This is a genomic window from Clostridium cavendishii DSM 21758 (assembly GCF_900141845.1).
Taxonomy (GTDB): Bacteria; Bacillota; Clostridia; order Clostridiales; family Clostridiaceae; genus Clostridium_AG; species Clostridium_AG cavendishii.
In genome coordinates this window covers 1-23,161 of sequence record NZ_FQZB01000025.1, presented here as the reverse complement: position 1 = coordinate 23,161, position 23,161 = coordinate 1, and the positions used below count along the sequence as shown (strand labels likewise).

The window sequence follows — 23,161 nt, the reverse complement described above, 5'->3', positions numbered from 1 at the left end:
AATAAATATTAAGTAGGGGTAATCCAATAATGTTAACTAATCAAAAAGAGCAGATTGAACAGTTTATAAATATATTATTAAAAAATACACAATTAAAAGAATTTGCTTTTTGTCAGTTTTATACACTTATATTTTCAAGGGATGGGCATGAAACATTTAATAATGCTTTGTTACCTCAAAATATTGCATTACATATAGAAAGTGATTGGTGGTTTGATTCTAAACAAGAATGGGAAAATAGAATAAAACAATTTCCAATAAGTAATTCTCCGCATAATGAAGAACCTGTGAAAGCTTATGAACTATCTATGATTATGTGGAGTGAAGATAATGCTGTTGATAATGTGACTTTAGGACTAGATGATTTGAAAATTAAATTTAAAAGTGGAAGAGTATTAAACATTAAAAATATAGTTGAATATTCAGAGGCGTGGTTAATGTATGAATCTGGAGTTAGAGAGCAAGAGTGGAAGTGGCATGTTGGTTGTGAATTTGAAAGTGAAATATGGGCTAAAATATTAGGAAAGTAATTATAAAGATGACTTAAGTAACTCTTATAGTTACTAACAGTACTAGGAAAGCCTCCTTAAATTTTCTAAAATATAATTAGAAGATTTAAGGAGGTTAATTTTATGAGTATTATAAGTGTAAAAAACGTAACTAAAAGATTTGATGATAAGTTAGTTTTAGATAATATTTCTTTTGACATAAATGAAGCTGATATATTTGGATTAATAGGACCTAATGGAGCAGGAAAATCTACTCTACTAAATATAATGACAGGAATTTTAAAAGCAAATGGTGGAGATGTAACTATAGGTGGATACTCAATTTCAAAAGAGCCATTGCAGGCTAAGGAATTAATTGGATTAGTACCTCAGGAATTAGCACTTATGGAGACTATGACAGCTTATGATAATTTGGAGTATTTTGGAGCTTTCTATGGATTAGGGGGAAAACTTTTAAAAGAAAGAATAGAAGAGGCACTTGAAGTTACTGGTTTAAGTGATAAAAGAAAAGAAAAAGTTAAAAAGTTTTCAGGTGGTATGAAAAGAAGATTAAATTTAGCCGTAGCCATAATGCATAGACCTAAAATTCTTATTTTAGATGAGCCAACTGTAGGGGTTGATCCTCAATCAAGGAATTATATATTTGAGTTTTTAAAAAAAATAAATAGGGAAAATAAAACAACTATAATATATACATCTCACTATATGGAAGAGGTTGAGCAGCTTTGTAATAATATATTTATAGTAGATTTAGGCAAAGAAATAGCAAGTGGTTCTAAGGCGATGATTAAATCAATGGCAAGTATTCATGGAAGTATAAAATTAAAAGTGGATAAGTTAGATGATGAATTTATGATAAAGGTAAAAGGTATAAATGGAGTTAAAACTTGCAGTATAAAGGAGAATGAACTAGCTATTTCTGTTGATGATAATACCTTTGAAATGAAAAAGTTATTAGAGTTAATAATTAAAGAAGACAGAAAAGTAATCAATTTAAATATTGAAGAGGCATCTTTAGAAGAAGTGTTTTTATCTCTTACAGGTAAAAAACTTAGGGATTAGGAGGAAAGTGAAATGCGAATAAAAGCAACTATAATGGTGACACTTAAATCTTTAGTTTATGGTTGGAAGAATGTTCTTTTGATGTTTTGTGTATTTCCTCTAATATTAGCTTTAATTATTGGTAATTCTCAAAAGGAACATTTTAAACCTGAAGTAAATAGAGACAAGATAAATATAACACTAATTGATGAGGATAATAGTAAATTATCTAATTCTTTTAAAGAACTTTTGAATAGCGATGATATGAAGAAGATATTTAATATTACAAATAAAGGAGATTATATTTTAATAATACCTAAAAATTATCAAGAGAATTTAATAAATGCTAAGGAAACTACTATAAAAATAGATGAAAAGAAGAGAATTTCATCTACTAATGAATTAATAATAACCAATCTTATAAGAGAATATGGGGAAAAAGTTAGCGAGAATATTGTAATTCAAAATAAGATAGCTTTATCTGATATAGAGAATAAGTATAACTTATATGCAACGATAAATGAAAAAATAACTAAGCTTTATGAAAAATCTAGTCTTAATACTACTATTGTAAAAGCTGAAAGAGTATTAACTTCAATGGAAAATCAGGCAGCTACACTTATGACATATATGATGTTTACTATTGTTATGTCATGTATAGCTTCTTACAATTTAGATAAGGAAAATGGGAGTTTTAAAAGGTTAATATCAACACCAATGACAAAGATGAATTTTTTTAATTTAGATTTAATAATATTTTTTATTTCTAGTTTTATATTTGGACTTGTCTATCTTTTAGGGTTTAGAGTTGCAGGCTTTGCTTTTAAAGATACTAATCCAATTAATTTATTCTGTATATTAATTTGTCAAAGTGTTTTAATAGCTTGTATTTCTGGCATTATAATAGCGTTTTTTAATAAAAAAATTGCGAATATAATAGTTATATTTCTTATGTACTTCCAAATAATATTTGGAGGTGGATTTATTCCTGTAGATGTAATAGGAAATCAAACTGTTAGATCACTTACAAACTTTGCTCCAGGAAATATGTTATCACAGGTTTATAAGAGTTGTATTATTACAAATTCAATTACTAATTTTTCAAAAGAGCTTTTATTAATGCTAATTGTAGCAGGTTGTTTATATTTAATATCAGTAATAAAGATTAATATAAGATGGGAGGAGTAATAATGAGGTTTTTTTATATGGTACTAGTAAATTGCAAAAAAAATTTTAAGGATTATAAGAATCTCATATTTATGTTTATTATTCCTATTGCATGTGTATTTTTTGTAAATAATGTTTTGGGTGATGATAATAAAGAAAACTTAACTGTAAATGTTGGAATTATAAATCTTGATAAAGGAAGCTTAGGGAAAGAAGTTTTATCTGATTTTAAAGGAGTAAAACTTTATAATAATAAAGAAGTAGCTTTAAAAGAATTAAAAAAGTATTCAGTAATTGCAATATATGAAATACCAGAAAGTTTTACTACTTCAATCCAAAAGGGTACGAAACCAGATATTAATGTTTATAAAATTGAAGAAGGAAATACTACAAATTTATTTGAATTTCAATTGGAAGAAAAGATTAATAAGCTTGCTAAAATTAAGATGTTAGAAAGTGAGAACTTAATAAATAATGAAAAAGAAATTAATAAAAATTTTATTAATTTAAAATATACGACGGAAAAAGGAAAAATGAATGCTAAAGATTTTATGCCAATAGTACTATTAATGTTTTTTATGCTGTCATTTTCAAGTGGTATAAGTTCGGATTTATTAAATTTAAGAAAAGAAAAGATATTAGAGCGATTTTTAAGTACTAATAATAATGGATACGCTATAATAGGCAGCATTTATTTATCTATGATCATTACTCAGACTACTATGTATATGGCTTCATTTATGGTCATGAAATTTGCTTTTGGTATAAATTTCAGTAATTTTGGGTTTTTACTATTAAATATTATTTTAATGAGTATAATATCTGTAAGTCTAGCTGTAATGGTGAATAGAATTTTCAAAGATTCAAATATTGCTACAGCTATTATAACTATAAGTTCATTAATAATGTTTTCTATCTATTTTACAGGAACATTAGAAGCTACATCTAATAAATATCCTAAAATACTTGGAGTATTAAGTAAGTTTACACCGCTTTACTGGTGTTTGGATAGTATAGAAAAATCCATTTTATTTCCAAATATATTTGTATTAGTATTAATAGCCTTAGTGTTTTTTACAGCTGGTAGTATAAGATATTCTAACTTTGCAAAGGAAAGTTAGTTATTAAAAATTGAAAGAATTATTTTTATATAGGAGGAAATTAAAGGTGAAAAAAAGATTTCAATATTTTATGTTAATAATTTCTTTGATTGGATATTTGTTTTTTTGTCTAAGTAAAATATTTAGAAATGATTTAAGTGATTTTACATTAGGATTTTGTGAGGGAAGTTCAGTTGTATTTATAGTTAGTTGGGGTATATATATGATTTTATGTTTGGTAAAAGGAAAGAATCCGTACAAAATAGATAAATAATTTATACTTTAATTTAAGGGGTGGGCAATATAGATGTCAGAATTAAAAGGAAAACTTATTGAGTCAATTATACATTCTATTTTAATAATGATAGTATCCTTAGGGGTTATGTATTTAATAATTAAAAATTCATCAAGTGTGGTTTGGCTTTTAATACCTTCTATAATTGGAGTTGTATTTTTAATAATGTATATTAAAAAACCATATGAAAAAGATTATTTGATTATGTATAGTTGGATATGTATGATATGTGTACTTTTTATTGGAACTTTAATAGGAAGGCTTATTCCAGTAACAAGTGCAATTTCAATGGGGATTATGTTATCCATATTTGATATTTTAAGTTTCACTAAAAGAGGCTCAAAAACTACAAATGCAAAGGTTATGTCTAATAAAAAACTGATGGCAAAATTAATAGTATATGGAATGTCGTTAGAAAATAGAAATGCTGTACCAACAAAAGGACTTGGAGATTTTTTGTTTTATACAATATTACTTTCAAGCATATATAAAGTAAGCAATAATTCTATGTATTTATTTTATGGGGTATGCTTAATATTTTTAGGGTGCGTAATAAATTGGATTATAGTTTGTTTTATATATAATAAAAAATGGTATAAGGGATTTCCAGCAACATTTATACCTTTTATATCAGTAGTACCATTATTTGTTAAATTAATAAATTAAGATAAGGCTTTTTACGTTTTCCTTAAAAACTGTAATAATATCAACATTATTCTAAAATATAGTTAAAGATTTAAATTTATATAGTAATATAGTTCGAGGTGATTTGATAATGGAGAAGTGGGAATATTTAAGTACTAAATTTCAAGCTGAAGGTAGTTTTGGTGGGATATTAGATGTGGAAAATTTTGATTTAGAATTAAATAGTTTAGGAAATCAAGGCTGGGAACTAGTATCAATAGTTTCAACTAATGCAGCTTATGGTAAAACTAGAGAAATAATAGCTGTTTTGAAAAGAAAAAAATAGGTTTAATTTAAAATTATCGAGAATTAAATATAATGATATTAATAAATAGTTACAAGGGTTAAAAATTATATGGTGTGATTGTGTAAATAAGAAAATGGTGTTTTACTATTTATTAATTGAATGGAGAAATTTATGAGTGAAAAAAGTAATGATAATGAATATAAAACTACTAATATGCTATTATGTATGCCATTTGGAATAGCGTTAGGATTAGTGTTTGGCAATTTAATCATAGGTATGGTTATGGGGATAGCAGTAGGAACAACACTTGATTTGATATTATATTATAGTGAAAAGAAACAAAAAAATAACTAGTAATACAGATTAAAAAAGTTTAAAATAAGCATAAAAAATTTTTAATTTAATAATGCTAAATAATATCATAGTTTGATAAATTTCCAAAACAAAGTAATGGAGATATTTAATTTTAAATTAAATATCTCCACATTTATTTTAGGTTATTAAAATCTAAAGTCACGTTTTCCAGAGTGTAATTCTTTTAAATTTTCTTCAACTATTTTTTTAACTTTTTCATTTGGAATTCTATGAATTTCATCTTGGATTACTTTTTCGCCTTTTCTCTTTGTATCTTCTGATGCGTAATCTTCTAAATATTCTTTTAATGTCATAAGAGCGTTAGGTTGGCAACAGTTTGCTATTTGTCCAGATTTAACAAGAGTCATAAATCTATCACCAGTTCTTCCTTCTCTATAACAAGCTGTACAGAAACTTGGAATATGTCCCTTTTCAAGTAACCAATTTACTATTTCATCTAAAGTTCTATTATCATTTACATCAAACTGAGCTGAATTTTCTTCTTCTTTCTCTTTTTTAGCATATCCACCAACACTTGTAGAAGATCCACCACTTACTTGAGAGACTCCAAGTTCAAGAACTCTTTCTCTTGTTTTTTGAGATTCTCTAGTTGAAACAATAATTCCTGTATAAGGAACTGCAATTCTAAGAACTGCAACTATTTTTGCAAATATATCATCAGAAATTGCATTAGTAAATTCATCTGGATTTATATCATCAGCTGGTCTTATTCTTGGTACACTTATAGTATGTGGACCAACTCCTTTAGCAGCTTCTAAATGTTCTGCATGCATAAGAAGACCAACAAAGTCATATCTATACATATTAAGTCCGTATAATACACCAAGACCAACATCATCAATACCACCATCCATGGCTCTATCCATAGCTTCTGTATGGTAAGCATAATCATGTTTTGGTCCTGTTGGATGAAGTTCTTCATATATCTTCTTGTTATAAGTCTCTTGGAATAATATATAAGTACCTATGCCAGCATCTTTTAATTTCTTATAATTTTCAACAGTTGTAGCTGCAATATTCACATTAACTCTTCTTATAGCACCATTTTTATGTTTTATGCTATAAATAGTTTCTATACTTTCAAGAACATATTCTATAGGAGAGTTTATAGGGTCTTCTCCAGTTTCTAAGGCAAGTCTTTTATGACCTAAATCTTGAAGTGCAATTACCTCATTTTTAATTTCTTCTTGAGTAAGTTTTTTTCTTGCTATATGTTTGTTTTTATGATGGTATGGACAATAAATACATCCGTTTACACAATAATTGGAAAGGTATAGTGGAGCAAACATTACAATTCTATTACCATAGAATTTTTGTTTTATTTCTTTTGCAAGGTTGTACATTTTTTCATTTTCTTCTTCTAACTCACATTCAAGTAAAACTGCTGCTTCTCTGTGTGAAATACCCTTATAATTTTTAGCCTTTTCTAAAATCTCATTAACTAACTTCTTATTATTTTTATTTTCTTTTGCATATTCAAGACTTTCTAAAATTTCTTTGTCATCAATAAACTCTGTTGCTATATTTGATTTTACATTATACATACATTAATCGCTTCTTTCTTTTTTATATTTATAAGTTTCAATAATGATTCTACAACATAAATTTTTTAAATATTATTTAAGATAAATTAAAGCTTGTAGTTTATTTATTATAACTTATATTTATAGCTTATTTTTTTAATACTAAAATAATGTCATTTTTTATTATGCAGCATTGTAACGAATGAAAAAATTAAAAGTACAACAAAGATAAGTTTTATAACTTTCTATTTAATGTTGATAAGAAGTTTAAATAGAAAACTATTATATACATATATTTTAATACCTTAATTAAGAAAGGTATATATTTATTTTAGATTCAACATACTTAACTGTCAATTAATAGTTACTTTTTTGGTATAGTATTAAAAAAATATATAAAAATACTTGAATAAATAACTTACTTATGGTGATATGCTAACATAAAGTTAGTTCACGAACGGAGGAAGAAAAAATGAAAACAAAAATATATTATGTAATGGACCCTATGTGTGGATGGTACTATGGTTTTGGAGAAGTTATAGAAAAGATACATGATAAATACAAAGAAAAATATGATTTTACTATATTACCAGGTTCTAAAGCTATTTTAGCAGTGCAAACTTTAAATAAAAATAAGAATTTTGAATTTTTAAAAAGACTTCAACAAGCTATGTATATAGAAGGTAAAGAAATAACTAATTTAGAGGTATTGGCTGATATAGTAGAATCAATTGGCATATCAAAGGAAAAATTCATAGCTCAATTTAAGTCAAAGGATAATGATGAAATAACAAGTGATGCATTTAAATTTATAAATGAAGCTGCAATAGGAAGTTTTCCTAGCCTAATTGCGTATAAAGCTGACGAGTATTTGTTATTATCTCAAGGATATACTGATTTTAATAAGATTGATGATATAATAGCTAACAATTTATAAAAATTAATTCATATATTTTAGAATATATTTTAGAATAGATTATTATAATAAGTGACATTTTAAAAACTTAGGTGGAATTATATAATTTTGAATGATTTGAATTTTATTCAGGTTGTAAGAAGATTATATAAGGCCACTTTTTTATTTTGGAATAATTTATTATAGAAAATTTTAAATATAGATACAAGAATTATAAAAAATGTCGTATAATAATAGAATGTATAGAAAATTTATGACTAAATCATGCTACATAAAGTGGCTTTTAGGGTATAATATTAATAATTTACATAAAAAAGAAAATAGGAGGAGTTATAGCTATGAGTAAAGAAGTAAACAAAACAGTAGAAGTTGAGGAAGCTAGGATACAGTCAAACTTTATTCATGATATTATAGATGAGTATAAAGAAGCAAACCCAACAGAAACTATTTACACTCGTTTTCCACCAGAGCCAAATGGATATTTACATATAGGTCATGCTAAAGCTATATGTATAAACTTTGAAACAGCAAAAAAGTATAAAGGATTATGTAATCTAAGATTTGATGATACAAATCCCGTTAAAGAAGATACAGAATATGTAGATTCTATAAAAGAAGATGTTGAATGGCTTGGATACAAATGGACTGAACTTCATTATGCATCATCATATTTTAAGAAGTTTTATGATTATGCTGTAAGACTAATAGAAAAAGGTTTAGCATATGTAGATGATTCTACTCCAGAAGAAATAAGAGAATATAGGGGAACACTTACTGAAGCAGGTAAGGAGAGTCCATATAGAAACCGTTCTGTAGAAGAGAATTTAGATCTTTTTACAAGAATGAAAAATGGGGAATTCAAAGATGGAGAAAAAGTTTTAAGAGCTAAAATAGATATGTCATCTCCAAATATGAATATGAGAGATCCTATAATATATAGAATCCAACATGCAAATCATCACAATACAGGAGATGAGTGGTGTATATATCCAATGTATGACTATGCTCATCCATTAGAAGATGCTATAGAAGGAATAACTCACTCACTATGTTCTTTAGAATTCGAAGATCATAGACCACTTTATGATTGGGTTGTTAGAGAAACAGAAGCAGAGCATAGACCAAGACAAATAGAATTTGCTAGATTAAATGTTACTAACATGCTTACTAGTAAAAGAAAATTAAAACAGTTAGTTGATGAAAATATTGTTGATGGCTGGGATGATCCTAGAATGGCTACTATTTCAGGAATGAGAAGAAGGGGATATACTCCAGAAGCTATAAGAAACTTCTGTGAAGCAGTAGGTGTATCTAAAGCTATATCAACAGTAGACATTGCATTTTTAGAGCATTTTGTAAGAGATGATTTAAAAGCTAAATCAAGATCAGCTCATGCTATTTTAGATCCTATAAAGGTAGTTATAACAAACTATCCAGAAGGACAAATAGAATATGTAGATATAGAGAACAATGCTGAGGATCCAGAAATGGGTAAGAGACAAGTACCATTTGGGAGAGAAATATATATAGAGAGAGAAGATTTTATGGAAGTACCAGTTAAAAAGTACTTCAGATTATTCCCTGGTAACGAAGTAAGACTTAGAGGAGCATATTTTATAGTTTGTAATGAAGTTATAAAAGATGAAGCTGGAAACATAGTAGAACTTCATTGTACTTATGATCCAGAAACTAAATCTGGTTCAGGCTTTACAGGAAGAAAAGTAAAGGGAACTATCCATTGGGTAGAAGCTAGCACAGCTATAGATGCTGAAGTTAGGTTATATGACCATTTAATCACTGAAGATGAAAATGGGGAAATCGTAATAAATAAGGATTCTTTAACTACAGTAAATGCAAAGATTGAACCATCTTTAGGTGAAATTAAACCAGGAGAAAAATTCCAGTTTATAAGAAATGGATATTTTTGTAGAGATACTAAGGCTACCAAAGAAGGAAAGTTAGTATTCAACAGAACAGTAGCATTAAAGAGTTCTTGGAAAAAGTAAATTGAAATGTGAATAGGAGTTTCCTAAAAAAAGAAGACCAAACTTGGTCTTCTTATTTTTTATTCATAAAATTGAAGTTATAATTATCAAGAAATTTTGTAAGATATATTTTTATAACAGACATTATAGGAGCAGCTAAAAGCATACCTATTATCCCATAAAATCCTCCACCAAGTGTTACAGCAAATAGTACTAATAGTGGAGAGAGTCCGACTTTATTTCCAATTAATTTAGGATCTAAAATCCAAGCATCAAATTGTTGAAGTAATAATAAATATCCTGCAACTACAAATCCAAGAACTGGACTTACAAAAACATTTATTAAAAAGCCTACTAAAATTCCTGCGAATGGTCCTATATATGGAATCATATTAGTAAGTCCAACAATGACTGCAAGCAAAAGAGCATATTGAGAGCCTATTATAGATAAGCCTATAAAAGCTAATACTGCTATTATTAAAGAGTCTATGGCTTTTATACCAATATAAGTACCAATCATTTTATTTAAATTACTTAAAACTTCTAATAAAATATTTCCGTTACGTTCTTTAAATATAACATACATTATCTTTAAGAAAAAATCACATATTTTTTCTTTATCAAATAATATATAAATAGCTATTAAGAATCCTAAAATTACTTTAATAAATGAGTTAGTAAAAGATAATGCTGTAGAAGCAACTGCATTTAATGAACTCATAGCAATTGAACTTATTTTCGGAATTATTATATTTGGATTTATATTTACAAATCCAGAATTTATAAGATCTTGAATTTTTGGTTGTTGAAGAAAATCGTTAAACCATTGCTGCACTGTTTTAGTTATATATGGGATGTTATTTATGATATCTAAAATACTTGAGTATAATTTAGGAAAAAGATACACACTAGATAGTGTTAATATACCTATAATTAATATATAAGATAGTAAAATACTAAGACCTCGATTAAGCTTAAGTCTTTTTTCAATAAGTTTTACTAAAGGGTTAAGTATATAAGCTATAACAAGTCCAAAAATAAAAGGAGAAGCTATATTATATACAGAACCTATACAATTTAATATACCAGGTAAATTATCAATTATTTTTAAAAAAATATATCCGACTATAACTAGAATAACAATATCAAGATATTGAAATTCTTTAATGTTAAATTTTTTCAAGTTATATACCTCCATTAATATTTAAATAAAAAAACTATGATTATATAATAACATATATTATAAATTTTTAAATAAAGATTAGAGAATTTTTATTTAAAAATAGTATACATAATATTGAAAAAATGTATTTATAAAAACGATACAAAAAAATATGTTATTTGAGGTTAATAAAAATATAATACCTAATATTTTCACCAAAATAAGTTATTAATATTCATAAAAAAATTATTATTTAATAAAATTCTTAATATTTAATCAAATATTAAGAATTTTATTAAATAATAATACAAAAAAAATCGACAAAAAATCCGAAAATGTGATTGATATTATTTTTATACTGTACTGTATTGAAGTATAATAGTTATATTAAAAAATAAACTTTTGAAGGTAGGGATTTAAATGGCTACAAAAGAAAACAGTACAAAAAAGTTAACGTTGATATCATTAGTACTTATGATATTCGCATCAGTGTTTGGATTTCCTAATATGCCAAGGGCCTTTTTTTTAATGGGGTATGGTGCTATTCCTTGGTATATGTTATCAGCCTTAACATTTTTCATTCCTTATGCTTTTATGATGGCAGAATATGGATCTGCTTTTAAGGATGAAAAAGGTGGAATATATACATGGATGAGAAAATCTATTGGTCCTAAATATGCCTTTGTAGGTGTGTTTATGTGGTACGCATCTTATATCGTTTGGATGGTTGGTACATCATCAATAATATGGATACCACTTTCAAATGCTATTTTTGGCTCAGATACTACTTCTAGTTGGGCTTTATTTGGGTTAAAATCAACTCAGGTTATAGGTATTCTAGGAATTTTGTGGATGGCTTTAATTACTTTTATAGCAACAAAAGGGTTAGAAAAGATAAAGAAAATAACTTCAATAGCAGGAACAGCTGTTGCAGTACTTAATGTGTTTTTATTAATCGGGTCATTATTAGTTTTAATATTAAACAAAGGCAATTTAGCACAGCCGATAGAAGGATTGCACTCATTTATAAGTTCTCCAAATTCATCATATGGTTCACCAGTGGCTATGCTTTCATTTGTAGTTTTTGCAATTTTTGCATTTGGTGGAATAGAAGTTGTAGGCGGATTAGTTGACGAAACTGAAAATGCAGCAAAAAATTTTCCTAAGGGGATTATTACAGCGGCATTAATAATATCAATTGGATATTCTTTAGGGATTTTTGCATGTGGAATATTTACTAATTGGACAGGTATTCTTTCAGGGAAAGATGTTCATATGGGAAATGTAGCATATATATTAATGAAAAATTTAGGGGTAAGTTTAGGTTTAGCAATGGGAACCACAACTGAAACAGCTTTAGTGATTGGTTCTTGGGTTGCAAGGTTCGTTGGTTTTTCAATGTTTTTAGCGTTTACAGGAACTTTTTTCACACTAGCATTTGCACCGCTTAAGCAATTAATTGAAGGAACACCAAAAGAATTATGGCCAGCTAAAATGACTAAAGTAAAAGATGGTATACCTAAGAATGCTTTGATAATACAATGTGTAATAGTAATCTTAATGATAATGCTAGTATCATTTGGTGGAGATGAGGCTGCTAAGTTCTTTTCAAGATTACAGCTTATGACTAATGTAGCCATGACATTACCAAATTTATTTATAGCAGGCGCATTTATAGCTTTTAAGAATAATGATAATATAAAAAAAACTTTTGTTATGTTTAAAACAAAAACAAAGGCAAAAATTGCTACATGTTCAGTTTTAATAACTGTTGGCTTTGCTAATATATTTACAATAATAGAACCTTGGTATACGAAAGGTGATATAAGTTCAACAATATGGATGATAGCAGGACCTCTATGCTTTACTGTAGTAGCCTTAATTGTTTATAATAGAGCAGAAAAGAAACAGAATATTAATAATGAAGAAGCAGCTTAATATTTAAATATAATCCTCATCAAATTTAAATTTGATGAGGATATTTTTTGCTTTATGGGAAAGTATAAATTTATGGTAAATATATTAATTTTGATTTGAAAAGAATAAATATTTTATAAATTTATATATTTAGGCAAGTATTTTATAGTGTTAATTAAAATATAATAATGTAGATTTTTAATAAAGCTTTGTAAAGGACTTGCTTTTTAGATTGATAATTAATACTATATAATAATTAGTTGAAAATTTTTATAATTACTTACAGGAGGAAAGATTATGAATAAGTTTTTTAAAGTAATTTCAATAGCAGTATGCTTTATGATAGGTATATCAACTTTTACTTCTTGTTCTAAAAAGGAGCAAGTAACATTAAATGTTTTTAATTGGGGAGATAACATGGATATGTCCCTTATAAAGGATTTTGAAGCTAAATATAATATTAAGGTGAATTATTCAACATATGATACAAATGAAGATATGTATACAAAGGTAAAGTCGGATACTTCACAATATGATATAGTAGTTCCATCTGATTATATGGTTCAAAAGATGATTAAAGAAGATATGCTTAGTAAATTAGATTTTTCTAATATACCAAATTTTAAAAAAATAGATGAAACATTTTTAGGAAGGGTTATGGATCCTAAAAATGAATATTCAGTTCCATATATGTCAGGAACTATAGGAATTATATATAATAAAAATTTAGTAAAAGAGCCTGTAGATAGCTTTAATATATTATGGAATGAAAAGTATAAAGGTCAAATATTTATGTTAGATGCTCAAAGAGATACTATAGGTGTTGCACTTAAAAAATTAGGGTATTCTCTAAATTCAACTAAGGATAGTGAATTAGAAGAAGCCAAAAAGGAATTAATAAAACAAAAGCCTTTAGTACTTGCATATGTTCAAGATGATGTTAAAGATAAAATGATTCAGGGTGAAGGCGCTTTAGCTACAATTTGGTCAGGAGAAGGGCTTCATCTTCAAGAGCAATATCCATATTTAGAATATATAGTACCAAAAGAAGGAGCTAACTTTTGGGTAGATTCTTTTGCTGTGCCTAAGAATGCAAAGCATAAAAAGGAGGCAGAGATATTTATAAACTTTATGTGTGAAAAAGATTCAGCATTAAAAAATGCGGCTGAAGTAGGATATACAACTCCTCAAGTTGAGGCAAAAAAAGCTCAGCCGGAAAGTGTGCAAAAGAATAAAAACGCATATATGACAAAAGAAATGTTAGATAAATGTGAAAATTATCAAGACATAGGTGAAAATATAAAGAAGTATGACAAAATCTGGACTGAAATAAAATCACAGAAATAAAAGTAAGATCTTCGATTAAATATAGAATCGAAGATCTTATTTTAGTTTAGTTACATTGATATAATTTTATTAAAATATACTATTTAATAAATAAAAATGTTTTTATTTAGTGTGATAATGATAAAATAGCAAAAAGATAACGTTTTTATAAATAAAAAGAAAATAATCAACAAAGAAAATGTGAATTTAGGGTATTAATAAATTGCAAAAAACTATAAATTAATATAGATAATATTGAAATTATGCAATTGTGATGGTAATATTATTTCATATAAAAAGAAGAAATTGTATTTAAATCTATTAAATGTTAAAAAGTGGGGCTTATTAATTTTGGGGGTGAAAAAATGAAAAGTAATTATACTGGAAAATTAGGATTATATAATCCAAGCTTTGAGCATGATGCTTGTGGAATAGGAGCTGTTACAAGCATTAAAGGAGAAAAATCATATAAGGTTTTAAAGGATGCTCTTAATATACTTGTTAATTTAGAGCATAGAGGAGGAATTGGTGCAGAGGAAAATACTGGTGATGGTGCTGGTGTACTTATTCAAATACCACATGTTTTTTTAAAAAAGGAATTAAATAATGTGAATATTAACTTGCCAGAAGAAGGTGAATATGGTGTCGCTATGCTATTTTTATCTTTAAATACTGAAGCAAGCAACTTATCAAAAGAAATATTTAAAAAAGTTCTAGAAGAAGAAGGACTAGAATTTTTAGGATTTAGAGAGGTACCGGTAAATACATCAAATCTAGGAAAGACAGCTACTTCATGTATGCCGTATATTCTTCAAGGGTTTGTCAAAAAGCCTATTAATATTTCAAAGGGTATAGAATTTGAAAGAAAGTTATATGTAGCAAGAAGATTAATGGAAAAAAAGGCTATAAAAGAAGAAGCTTTAAAAGATAGTACTTTTTATATAGCATCATTTTCTTCTAGAACTATAGTTTATAAAGGGATGCTACTTGCAGCTCAATTACAAGATTTTTATGTGGACTTATCAAATGAGGAGGTTAAAACAGCAATAGCTTTAGTACATTCTAGATATAGTACAAATACATTTCCAAGTTGGGAAAGAGCACATCCTAATAGATATATGATTCATAATGGTGAAATCAATACAGTACGTGGAAATGTAAATTGGATGTATACTCGTGAAGGAACATGTAAATCTCCTATTTTAGGAGAAGACTTTAAAAAGACACTTCCTGTAGTAGATAAAGAAGGTTCAGATTCAGCTATTTTAGATAATACATTAGAATTTTTGATGATGAATGGAAGAGATTTACCTTTGGCTGTTATGATGGCTATTCCAGAACCTTGGAGCAAAAACAAAACTATGGATAAGTTAAAAAGAGATTTTTATAAATATCATGCAACACTTATGGAACCTTGGGATGGACCAGCGGCTATAGTATTTACTGATGGAGAAAAGGTGGGTGCTGTACTTGATAGAAATGGATTAAGACCTGCCAGATATTATGTTACTAAGGATGGTTATTTAATATTATCATCAGAAGTTGGGGTCTTAGATATACCTAGTGAAAATGTAGAAAAGAAGGATAGGTTAAGACCAGGAAGAATGCTCTTAGTAGATACAATAGAAGGTAGACTAATAGATGATGATGAGCTAAAGAATAAGTATGCTAGTGAAAGGCCTTATGGTGAATGGCTTGAAAAAAATCTATTAACTTTAGGGGAACTGCCAGAAGCTAGGGCTTTAGAGATAAATTGTAATGAAAGAGAAAGAATAATACTTCAAAAGGCTTTTAATTATAGCTATGAAGATGTAAAAAATAACTTAATAGCTATGGCTGAAAATGGAGAGGAACCTATTGCTGCAATGGGAATAGATACACCAATTGCTGTATTATCTAATAGGCCTCAACCTTTATACAGTTATTTTAAACAATTATTTGCACAAGTAACTAATCCACCTATAGATGCTATAAGGGAAGAGATAGTTACAGCTACTGAAACATTTATAGGTTCTGAAGGGGATTTATTAAATCCAAAAGCAGAAAATTGCAGACAGCTAAAGCTTGACAAACCTATAATAACTAATGAAGAAATTGCAAAAATAAAAGCTTTAAATATGCCAGGTTTCAGAACAAAAGTTATCAAAACCATATATAATCCTAAAGGTGGAAAAGTGTCCTTAGAAGCAGCATTAGATAAAATATTTAGTGATGCAGATGAAGCATACAAAGAAGGCTTTAATATTTTTGTATTAAGTGATAGAGGGGTAGATGAAAACAATGCGCCAGTTCCAGCACTTCTTGCTATAGCAGGACTTCACCATCATGCAATAAGAAAAGGGTATAGAACAGATGTAGCAGTAGTTTTAGAAAGTGGTGGACCTAGAGATGTACATCATTTTGCCACACTTTTAGGATATGGAGCTTCAGCTATAAATCCATATCTTGCATATGAATCAATAAAAGGTTTAATTGAAGCAGACATGGTAAATGTTGAGTATAATACTGCTATTTATAATTTTAACAAAGCAATAGTAAAAGGTATAGTTAAGATACTTTCCAAAATGGGTATATCAACAATTCAATCATATCAAGGGGCTCAAATTTTTGAGGCAGTAGGACTTAATGATGATGTTATAGATAAGTATTTTACACGAACAGTAAGTAGAATTAAAGGAATAGGACTTGAAGAATTAGCAAAAGAAGTTGAAATTAAGCATACATTAGCATTTGATAAACTTAGACATCAAGCTGATTTAAGTTTAGATAGCGAAGGAAGTCATAAATATAGAAGTGGGAAAGAAGAACATTTATATAATCCATTAAGTGTTCATAAGCTTCAAGAAGCTACAAGGAATGGAGATTATAAAATATTTAAGGAATATACATCATTATTAAATGCTCAAGATAGTCATTTAACATTGAGAGGACTATTAGATTTTAAATATGAAGATGAAGAAATAGCTTTAGAAGAAGTAGAATCTGTAGAAAGTATAGTTAAGAGATTTAAGACAGGGGCAATGTCTTATGGATCTATATCAAAAGAAGCTCATGAAGCTTTAGCTATAGCTATGAATAGATTAGGCGGACGTTCAAACACTGGAGAAGGTGGAGAGGATCCAGAAAGATTTATAGCTGATGGAAATGGAAATTCTAGAAATTCAGCCATTAAGCAAGTAGCATCAGGAAGGTTTGGGGTAACATCAGAATATTTAGTTAATGCAAAAGAACTTCAAATAAAGATGGCCCAGGGAGCAAAACCAGGAGAAGGTGGACAATTGCCAGCTAATAAAGTTTACCCATGGATTGCTAAAACTAGGCATTCAACTACTGGAGTAGGGCTTATATCACCACCTCCACATCACGATATATATTCAATAGAAGACTTAGCTCAACTTATATATGATTTGAAAAATGTAAATAGAGAAGCGAGAGTTTCAGTAAAGTTGGTTTCTGAAGCTGGAGTAGGAACTGTGGCAGCAGGAGTTGCAAAGGGTGGAGCAGATGTTATCTTAATTTCAGGATATGATGGAGGAACAGGAGCATCACCAAGAACTTCTATAAAACATGCAGGCTTACCTTGGGAATTAGGACTTGCAGAAGCGCATCAAACATTAGTTATGAATGGACTTAGAACAAGAGTTAAACTAGAAACTGACGGTAAGCTTATGACTGGTAGAGATGTAGCTATAGCAGCTCTTTTGGGTGCAGAGGAATTTGGTTTTGCTACAGCGCCTCTTATAGCTTTAGGTTGTGTTATGATGAGAGTTTGTAATTTAGACACTTGCCCTGTAGGAATAGCTACTCAAAATTCAGAACTTAGAAAGAGATTTAAGGGGAAACCAGAATATGTTGAAAATTTCATGAAATTTATAGCTCAGGAGCTTAGAGAATATATGTCTAAGCTTGGTTTCAGAAATATAGATGAAATGATAGGAAGAACTGATAAATTAGTTCAAAAGAAAGATATAAATGGATTTAAAGCAAATAAGGTAGATTTAACCAATATATTAAAAAATCCATCAGTACCAAATAATAAAGCTATAAAATTTGAAAAGGCTTATGATCATAAACTAAATTTGGTTATGGACTCACAAGTTTTATTAGATAAATGTAAGACTGCAATAGAAGATGGTGATAAAGTAATACTTAATATAAAGGTTACAAATATAAATAGAACTCTAGGTACTATACTTGGTAGTGAAATAACAAAATATAATAAATGCAATAAGCTTAAAGAAGACACTATAAGAATAAAATGTGAAGGTTCTGGTGGGCAAAGTTTTGGAGCATTTATTCCAAGTGGGCTGACATTAGAATTAGAAGGTGACTCTAATGATTATATAGGTAAAGGACTTTCAGGTGGGAAAATAATAGTGTACCCAAATAGAAAATCAACCTTTGTTGCAAATGAAAATATAATTATAGGAAATGTAGCACTTTATGGAGCAACTTCTGGTAAAGCTTTTATTAATGGCGTGGCTGGAGAAAGGTTCTGTGTAAGAAATTCAGGAGCTTATGCTGTAGTAGAAGGTGTTGGTGACCATGGATGTGAATATATGACTGGAGGAAGAGTTGTTGTACTTGGAAATATAGGTAAAAACTTTGCAGCAGGTATGAGTGGTGGTATAGCATATGTACTAGATGAGAATGAAGATATTGATAAGTTATTAAATAAGGAATTAATTGAAATTGAAGAATTAAATGATGAAGATATAGAAGAAACAAAATTACTTATAGAAGAACATGTTAATGCTACTAATTCATTGAAAGGTAAAGAGGTTTTAGATAATTTACAAGATTATATACCTAAGTTTAAAAAGATTATACCTACCGATTATAAACGAATGATAAATACAATTAAAGAAAAAGAAGCAATAGGATTGAATAGTGAGGAAGCATTAATAGCAGCATTTTATGAAAATATAGGGAACAAGAGGTAGGAAAGGAGGGATATGTAATGGGAAAATCAACAGGGTTTTTAGAATATGATAAGGAACTAGCTCATGTTAGAGAACCACTAGAAAGAATAGGAGATTTCAATGAAATACATGGGATGCTTTCAAAAGAGAAACAAGAAATACAAGGGGCTAGATGTATGGATTGTGGTATACCTTTTTGTCAATCTGGAATTATATTAAATGGTGCTGTATCAGGATGTCCCATAAATAATTTAATTCCTGAATGGAATGATTTGATTTATAGGGGAAAATGGAAAGAAGCTTTAAATAGATTAAAGAAGACTAATAATTTTCCAGAATTTACAGGACGGGTTTGTCCAGCACCATGTGAAGCAGGATGTACAGCTGGTATAAATGGTCCGTCTATTTCAATTAAAGAAAATGAATGTTCAATAATAGAAAGAGCATATGCTGAAGGATATATAAAAGCTCAAGTTCCAGAAATAAGAACAAATAAAAAAATAGCTATAGTAGGTTCTGGTCCTGCAGGACTTTCAGCAGCTGATCAGCTTAATAAGTTAGGTCATAATGTCACAGTTTTTGAACGCTATGATAGAGTTGGTGGATTATTAATGTATGGCATACCTAATATGAAGCTTGACAAGAATATTGTTCAAAGAATAATTGAGTTAATGAAAGAGGAAGGTATAAATTTCATTACAAATACAAATGTAGGCAAGGACTATGATGTAGATTCAATGATTAAAGAGTATGATGCTGTTATTTTAGCCTGTGGAGCATCGAAGGCAAGAAATTTAGATGTTCCAGGAAGAGATTTAAAAGGTGTTCACTTTGCAGTAGAATTTTTAAGAGCAAATACAAAAAGCCTCTTAGATTCAAACTTAGAAGATGAAAATTATATTTCAGCAAAAGACAAAAATGTAATAGTTATAGGTGGCGGAGATACAGGAACAGATTGTGTAGGAACTTCATTAAGGCATGGATGTAAAAGTTTAGTCCAATTTGAAATAATGGATAAACTACCATTAGAAAGAGCTGCAAACAATCCATGGCCACAGTGGCCTAGAATTCATAAAGTAGATTATGGTCAAGAAGAATTTGAAGCATTATATGGTAAAGACCCAAGGGTTTATGGTATAAATGTGAAAAAATTAGAAGGAGATGAAGATGACAATCTTTTAAAAGTTCATACAGTTGATGTTAAATGGGAGAAAAGTCAAAATGGTAGATATTCAATAATAGAAGTTGAAGGTACAGAACGTATATGGGAAGCTGACCTAATACTTTTAGCCATGGGGTTTGTTGGAACAGAAGATTATATATCTAAAGCATTTGGTGTTGAGCTTGATAAAAAGAATAATATAAAAGCTGAATATGGCTGTTTTAGAACAAACGTAGATAAGGTTTTTGTAGCTGGTGATGCTAGAAGAGGGCAATCATTGGTAGTTTGGGCTATAAATGAAGGAAGAGCTGTAGCAGAAAAAGTGCATGATTATTTATTAAAATAATTGCAATATAAAAAATAAAGCAACATTGGAGATATTAATTACATTTCCATGTTGCTTTTTTTATGAAATTTATACTCATATACACTCTTAAGCTTGACCATTTATTTAAATAAATATGTGATTTAAGACTTTTCCATCTGCATCAGAAAGTTTTCCGCCAATAAGTTTGGCTATTGTAGGACCTTCATCAATTAATCGCATTTTACCAATATTAAAGTTTTTCTTAACGTTTTTCCCGCTTATTACAAAGAAAGTTTCATAATCCTGTTTTGCCTTTGGTGAATAACCGTGGGTTGCTTTATGATATTTATCACCAGTAGCTTCGATTATTTCGCCATCAATATCATTTATAAAATAGTAGCCTTCCTTAGCCTCTATCATGAGAGAACAATTAGGATCAGCACCTAATTTAATGGCTTCTTCATTGCTTAATATAGCTTCAATGCAATCATTATTATTTTTAGAAAATTCCATTAAGGTAGATTTTACAAGTTTTAGTAACTCTATATTTTCTTTATCATTTAAATAGATATAAGCAGAACCATCACAAAAGTTCATAAATACAAGCCATTCATTTAACTTACCTTTTTCATCAAATAATATCCAACCTTTGTCCACAAAAAGTTTATTTAATTTTATTACATAATCTGCGTCCTTAAAACTATGATCACCTAAAATTATTATTGATGTTTCTTCTTCTACCCCCATTAGATGAAGGCAGTTTAAAATTTCACCTATTCTAGAATCGTGACGTTTTAAAGAATAAAGTGCTTCGGGAGAATTATAACCATGTTCATGACGCTTTGAATCTACATCGGTTAAATGAACCATAGTAAGTCCTGGCTGTTTTTCTCTTAGTGTATTAAGTAATGAAGCCATGACGAAGTTATCAAGCTCAGGCTGATTTATGCCATTTCTTAATGTACCGAATTTAGCGTTAAGCTTAAATTGATAAGCTTTAGATCCATTAAGTAAGGATAGTAATATTTGATTTTGCCATGGTTTAGTTGGAAATATCTCGGGCAAGTTATAATCTATATTGGCTTTTGCAGTAACAGGCCAAAGTAATGAAGCGATAGTCATACCTTGTTCTTTAGCTAAGTCATAAATGGTTTCACCATTTATATTATGCTTATGCCACAGCCAATCGGGATTATTATCACCAGGTTTCACCACAATATTATTTATAATGCCATGATTTTTAGGATATTTACCAGTTACTATGGTAGTATGAGCTGGATAAGTTAAAGATGGATATACAGTTTCAACTTCGCAAGAATAAGAAGATTTATCTAAAACCTTCTTAAAGTTGGGGAGCTCTTTTAATATATTAAAATCATTTTTATCTACTGCATCTAATGAAATAATAATAATATGTTTATCTTTCATAAAACAAAACCCTCCTAATATGTTAATTTTATTTTACTATATTTTAAAAAAATAAAATAGTTAATATTCTATTATAAAAATATATTTTTAGTAGATACTATTAATATATTAGGTAGAAAATGATTTTTTTGAAAATTAATTAGGAAATATAAGGAGGGATTAATACTTATGATGAAAAGAGGTTTTAAAATAGTAGGTAGGTTTATATTAGCATTTATAATATCTGATTTAATAATGAGAATTAACTTGCATTCAGAACATCTTATTACTAATTTAACTAGTAATAAGAAGAGAAGATTTATAAGAAAAGTATTTTTATAATTATTGGTTATTAGAAGTTATTTATACTAATGTAATGAGTGGAAGTTTCATTTAATGCAAAATTAAAGATTATAAGAATATATACTAATAAATAATAAAGGTTTAAGTTTAGCATGGAAAATATTAGACAAAATCACAAGCTATAATGAAATTTTAATTTGTAAGTTGTATTTTTAGGTATAAACCAATCCTAGTGTGTCGATGTGTATAAAATAAAGAAAAATTGAAGAAATACTAGAATTACAAAGTTAATGTAAGTAGATTGGTATAAGATTAATTAGTAGAGGCTGTCTTTAATGTTATCATAACGAAGTCGCTTCGGGGCGACAAACTTCGAACTTAATTCAACAAAATATTAATTAATATTAAAGTTTTATAAAAACTTTTTTGAAATTAAAAAGTGTTGACAGATAAGAAGTTTGATGATAACATAGTAAAAGTCGTCGAAAGATGACGAATGAAATTTGGTCTTTGAAAATTAAACAGAGCAAGAAAATATATGACCAGCAATTCTTTATGATTTAAATCATAAGACATACAACAGTAATGAGCTACAAACTTGAAATTGAGAGTTTGATCCTGGCTCAGGACGAACGCTGGCGGCGTGCTTAACACATGCAAGTCGAGCGAGTGGATTCCCTTCGGGGATGAAGCTAGCGGCGGACGGGTGAGTAACACGTGGGCAACCTGCCTTATAGAGGGGGATAGCCTTCCGAAAGGAAGATTAATACCGCATAACATCAGATTATCGCATGGTAGACTGATCAAAGGAGC

Annotated in this window: 18 protein-coding genes and 1 rRNA gene; 16 read left to right on the top strand and 3 right to left on the bottom strand. The window is 28.5% G+C overall.

What is annotated here, in order from left to right; all coding sequences use genetic code 11:
* Positions 1-29 precede the first annotated feature (29 nt).
* The 8 genes from BUB01_RS21445 to BUB01_RS21410 all read left to right on the top strand — a co-directional run bounded on the left by BUB01_RS21445 (position 30) and on the right by BUB01_RS21410 (position 5,397).
* The gene (locus BUB01_RS21445; protein WP_072993443.1) at positions 30-530 is read left to right on the top strand and encodes a hypothetical protein; all 501 of its coding nucleotides are present in this window, start codon (positions 30-32) and stop codon (positions 528-530) included.
* Between the two features lie 102 nt (positions 531-632).
* Positions 633-1,571, top strand: a complete 939-nt coding sequence (locus tag BUB01_RS21440; RefSeq protein WP_072993440.1) for an ABC transporter ATP-binding protein — start codon at positions 633-635, stop codon at positions 1,569-1,571.
* Between the two features lie 12 nt (positions 1,572-1,583).
* A complete protein-coding gene (locus tag BUB01_RS21435; protein WP_072993437.1) occupies positions 1,584-2,738 on the top strand; it encodes an ABC transporter permease in 1,155 nt (384 codons plus the stop codon).
* Positions 2,739-2,740: 2 nt separating this feature from the next.
* Complete coding sequence (locus tag BUB01_RS21430; RefSeq protein ID WP_072993433.1) at positions 2,741-3,838, top strand: ABC transporter permease; 1,098 nt, start codon at positions 2,741-2,743, stop codon at positions 3,836-3,838.
* 46 nt (positions 3,839-3,884) lie between these two features.
* Complete coding sequence (locus tag BUB01_RS21425; protein WP_200802926.1) at positions 3,885-4,091, top strand: hypothetical protein; 207 nt, start codon at positions 3,885-3,887, stop codon at positions 4,089-4,091.
* A gap of 33 nt (positions 4,092-4,124) precedes the next feature.
* Complete coding sequence (locus tag BUB01_RS21420) at positions 4,125-4,778, top strand: hypothetical protein (RefSeq protein WP_072993430.1); 654 nt, start codon at positions 4,125-4,127, stop codon at positions 4,776-4,778.
* Positions 4,779-4,887: 109 nt separating this feature from the next.
* The gene (locus BUB01_RS21415) at positions 4,888-5,082 is read left to right on the top strand and encodes a DUF4177 domain-containing protein (RefSeq protein ID WP_072993427.1); all 195 of its coding nucleotides are present in this window, start codon (positions 4,888-4,890) and stop codon (positions 5,080-5,082) included.
* 132 nt (positions 5,083-5,214) lie between these two features.
* A complete protein-coding gene (locus BUB01_RS21410; protein WP_072993424.1) occupies positions 5,215-5,397 on the top strand; it encodes a glycine zipper domain-containing protein in 183 nt (60 codons plus the stop codon).
* 146 nt (positions 5,398-5,543) lie between these two features.
* Here BUB01_RS21410 and hydG read toward each other — a convergent pair whose 3' ends face one another.
* On the bottom strand, positions 5,544-6,962 hold the full coding sequence (hydG, locus tag BUB01_RS21405; RefSeq protein ID WP_072993421.1) for a [FeFe] hydrogenase H-cluster radical SAM maturase HydG: 1,419 nt from the start codon (positions 6,960-6,962) through the stop codon (positions 5,544-5,546).
* A 451-nt stretch (positions 6,963-7,413) separates the two neighbouring features.
* Between hydG and BUB01_RS21400 the strand changes: the two genes are divergently transcribed.
* Both BUB01_RS21400 and BUB01_RS21395 read left to right on the top strand, forming a co-directional pair.
* Positions 7,414-7,878 carry a DsbA family protein gene (locus BUB01_RS21400; RefSeq protein ID WP_072993418.1) on the top strand — a complete coding sequence of 155 codons (465 nt, stop codon included), beginning with the start codon at positions 7,414-7,416 and terminating at the stop codon, positions 7,876-7,878.
* 317 nt (positions 7,879-8,195) lie between these two features.
* Positions 8,196-9,863 carry a glutamine--tRNA ligase/YqeY domain fusion protein gene (locus BUB01_RS21395; RefSeq protein WP_072993415.1) on the top strand — a complete coding sequence of 556 codons (1,668 nt, stop codon included), beginning with the start codon at positions 8,196-8,198 and terminating at the stop codon, positions 9,861-9,863.
* 52 nt (positions 9,864-9,915) lie between these two features.
* Here the strand turns inward: BUB01_RS21395 and BUB01_RS21390 are convergent, their stop codons facing one another.
* Positions 9,916-11,025: an AI-2E family transporter gene (locus tag BUB01_RS21390; protein ID WP_242958461.1), complete on the bottom strand. Its 1,110-nt coding sequence runs from the start codon at positions 11,023-11,025 to the stop codon at positions 9,916-9,918.
* A gap of 399 nt (positions 11,026-11,424) precedes the next feature.
* Here BUB01_RS21390 and yjeM point away from each other — a divergent pair, with 399 nt between their 5' ends.
* The 4 genes from yjeM (at position 11,425) to BUB01_RS21370 (ending at position 20,677) form a co-directional block, all read left to right on the top strand.
* Entirely contained in the window at positions 11,425-12,942 is a 1,518-nt protein-coding gene (gene yjeM / locus BUB01_RS21385; RefSeq protein WP_072993409.1) for a glutamate/gamma-aminobutyrate family transporter YjeM, read from the top strand.
* A 276-nt stretch (positions 12,943-13,218) separates the two neighbouring features.
* Positions 13,219-14,268, top strand: coding sequence for an ABC transporter substrate-binding protein (locus tag BUB01_RS21380; protein ID WP_072993406.1), 1,050 nt, complete (start codon positions 13,219-13,221; stop codon positions 14,266-14,268).
* A gap of 344 nt (positions 14,269-14,612) precedes the next feature.
* Positions 14,613-19,190 carry a glutamate synthase large subunit gene (gltB, locus tag BUB01_RS21375; protein WP_072993403.1) on the top strand — a complete coding sequence of 1,526 codons (4,578 nt, stop codon included), beginning with the start codon at positions 14,613-14,615 and terminating at the stop codon, positions 19,188-19,190.
* 17 nt (positions 19,191-19,207) lie between these two features.
* Entirely contained in the window at positions 19,208-20,677 is a 1,470-nt protein-coding gene (locus BUB01_RS21370) for a glutamate synthase subunit beta (protein ID WP_072993400.1), read from the top strand.
* 105 nt (positions 20,678-20,782) lie between these two features.
* On the opposite strand, the gene BUB01_RS21365 is transcribed toward BUB01_RS21370, so the two are convergent.
* Entirely contained in the window at positions 20,783-22,066 is a 1,284-nt protein-coding gene (locus BUB01_RS21365; RefSeq protein WP_072993397.1) for an alkaline phosphatase family protein, read from the bottom strand.
* Between the two features lie 168 nt (positions 22,067-22,234).
* On the opposite strand from BUB01_RS21365, the gene BUB01_RS23355 reads away from it, so the two are divergent.
* Together BUB01_RS23355 and BUB01_RS21360 are read left to right on the top strand one after the other, a co-directional pair.
* Complete coding sequence (locus tag BUB01_RS23355; protein ID WP_159433289.1) at positions 22,235-22,387, top strand: hypothetical protein; 153 nt, start codon at positions 22,235-22,237, stop codon at positions 22,385-22,387.
* A 561-nt stretch (positions 22,388-22,948) separates the two neighbouring features.
* Positions 22,949-23,161 (top strand): 16S ribosomal RNA (locus tag BUB01_RS21360); the annotation flags it as partial.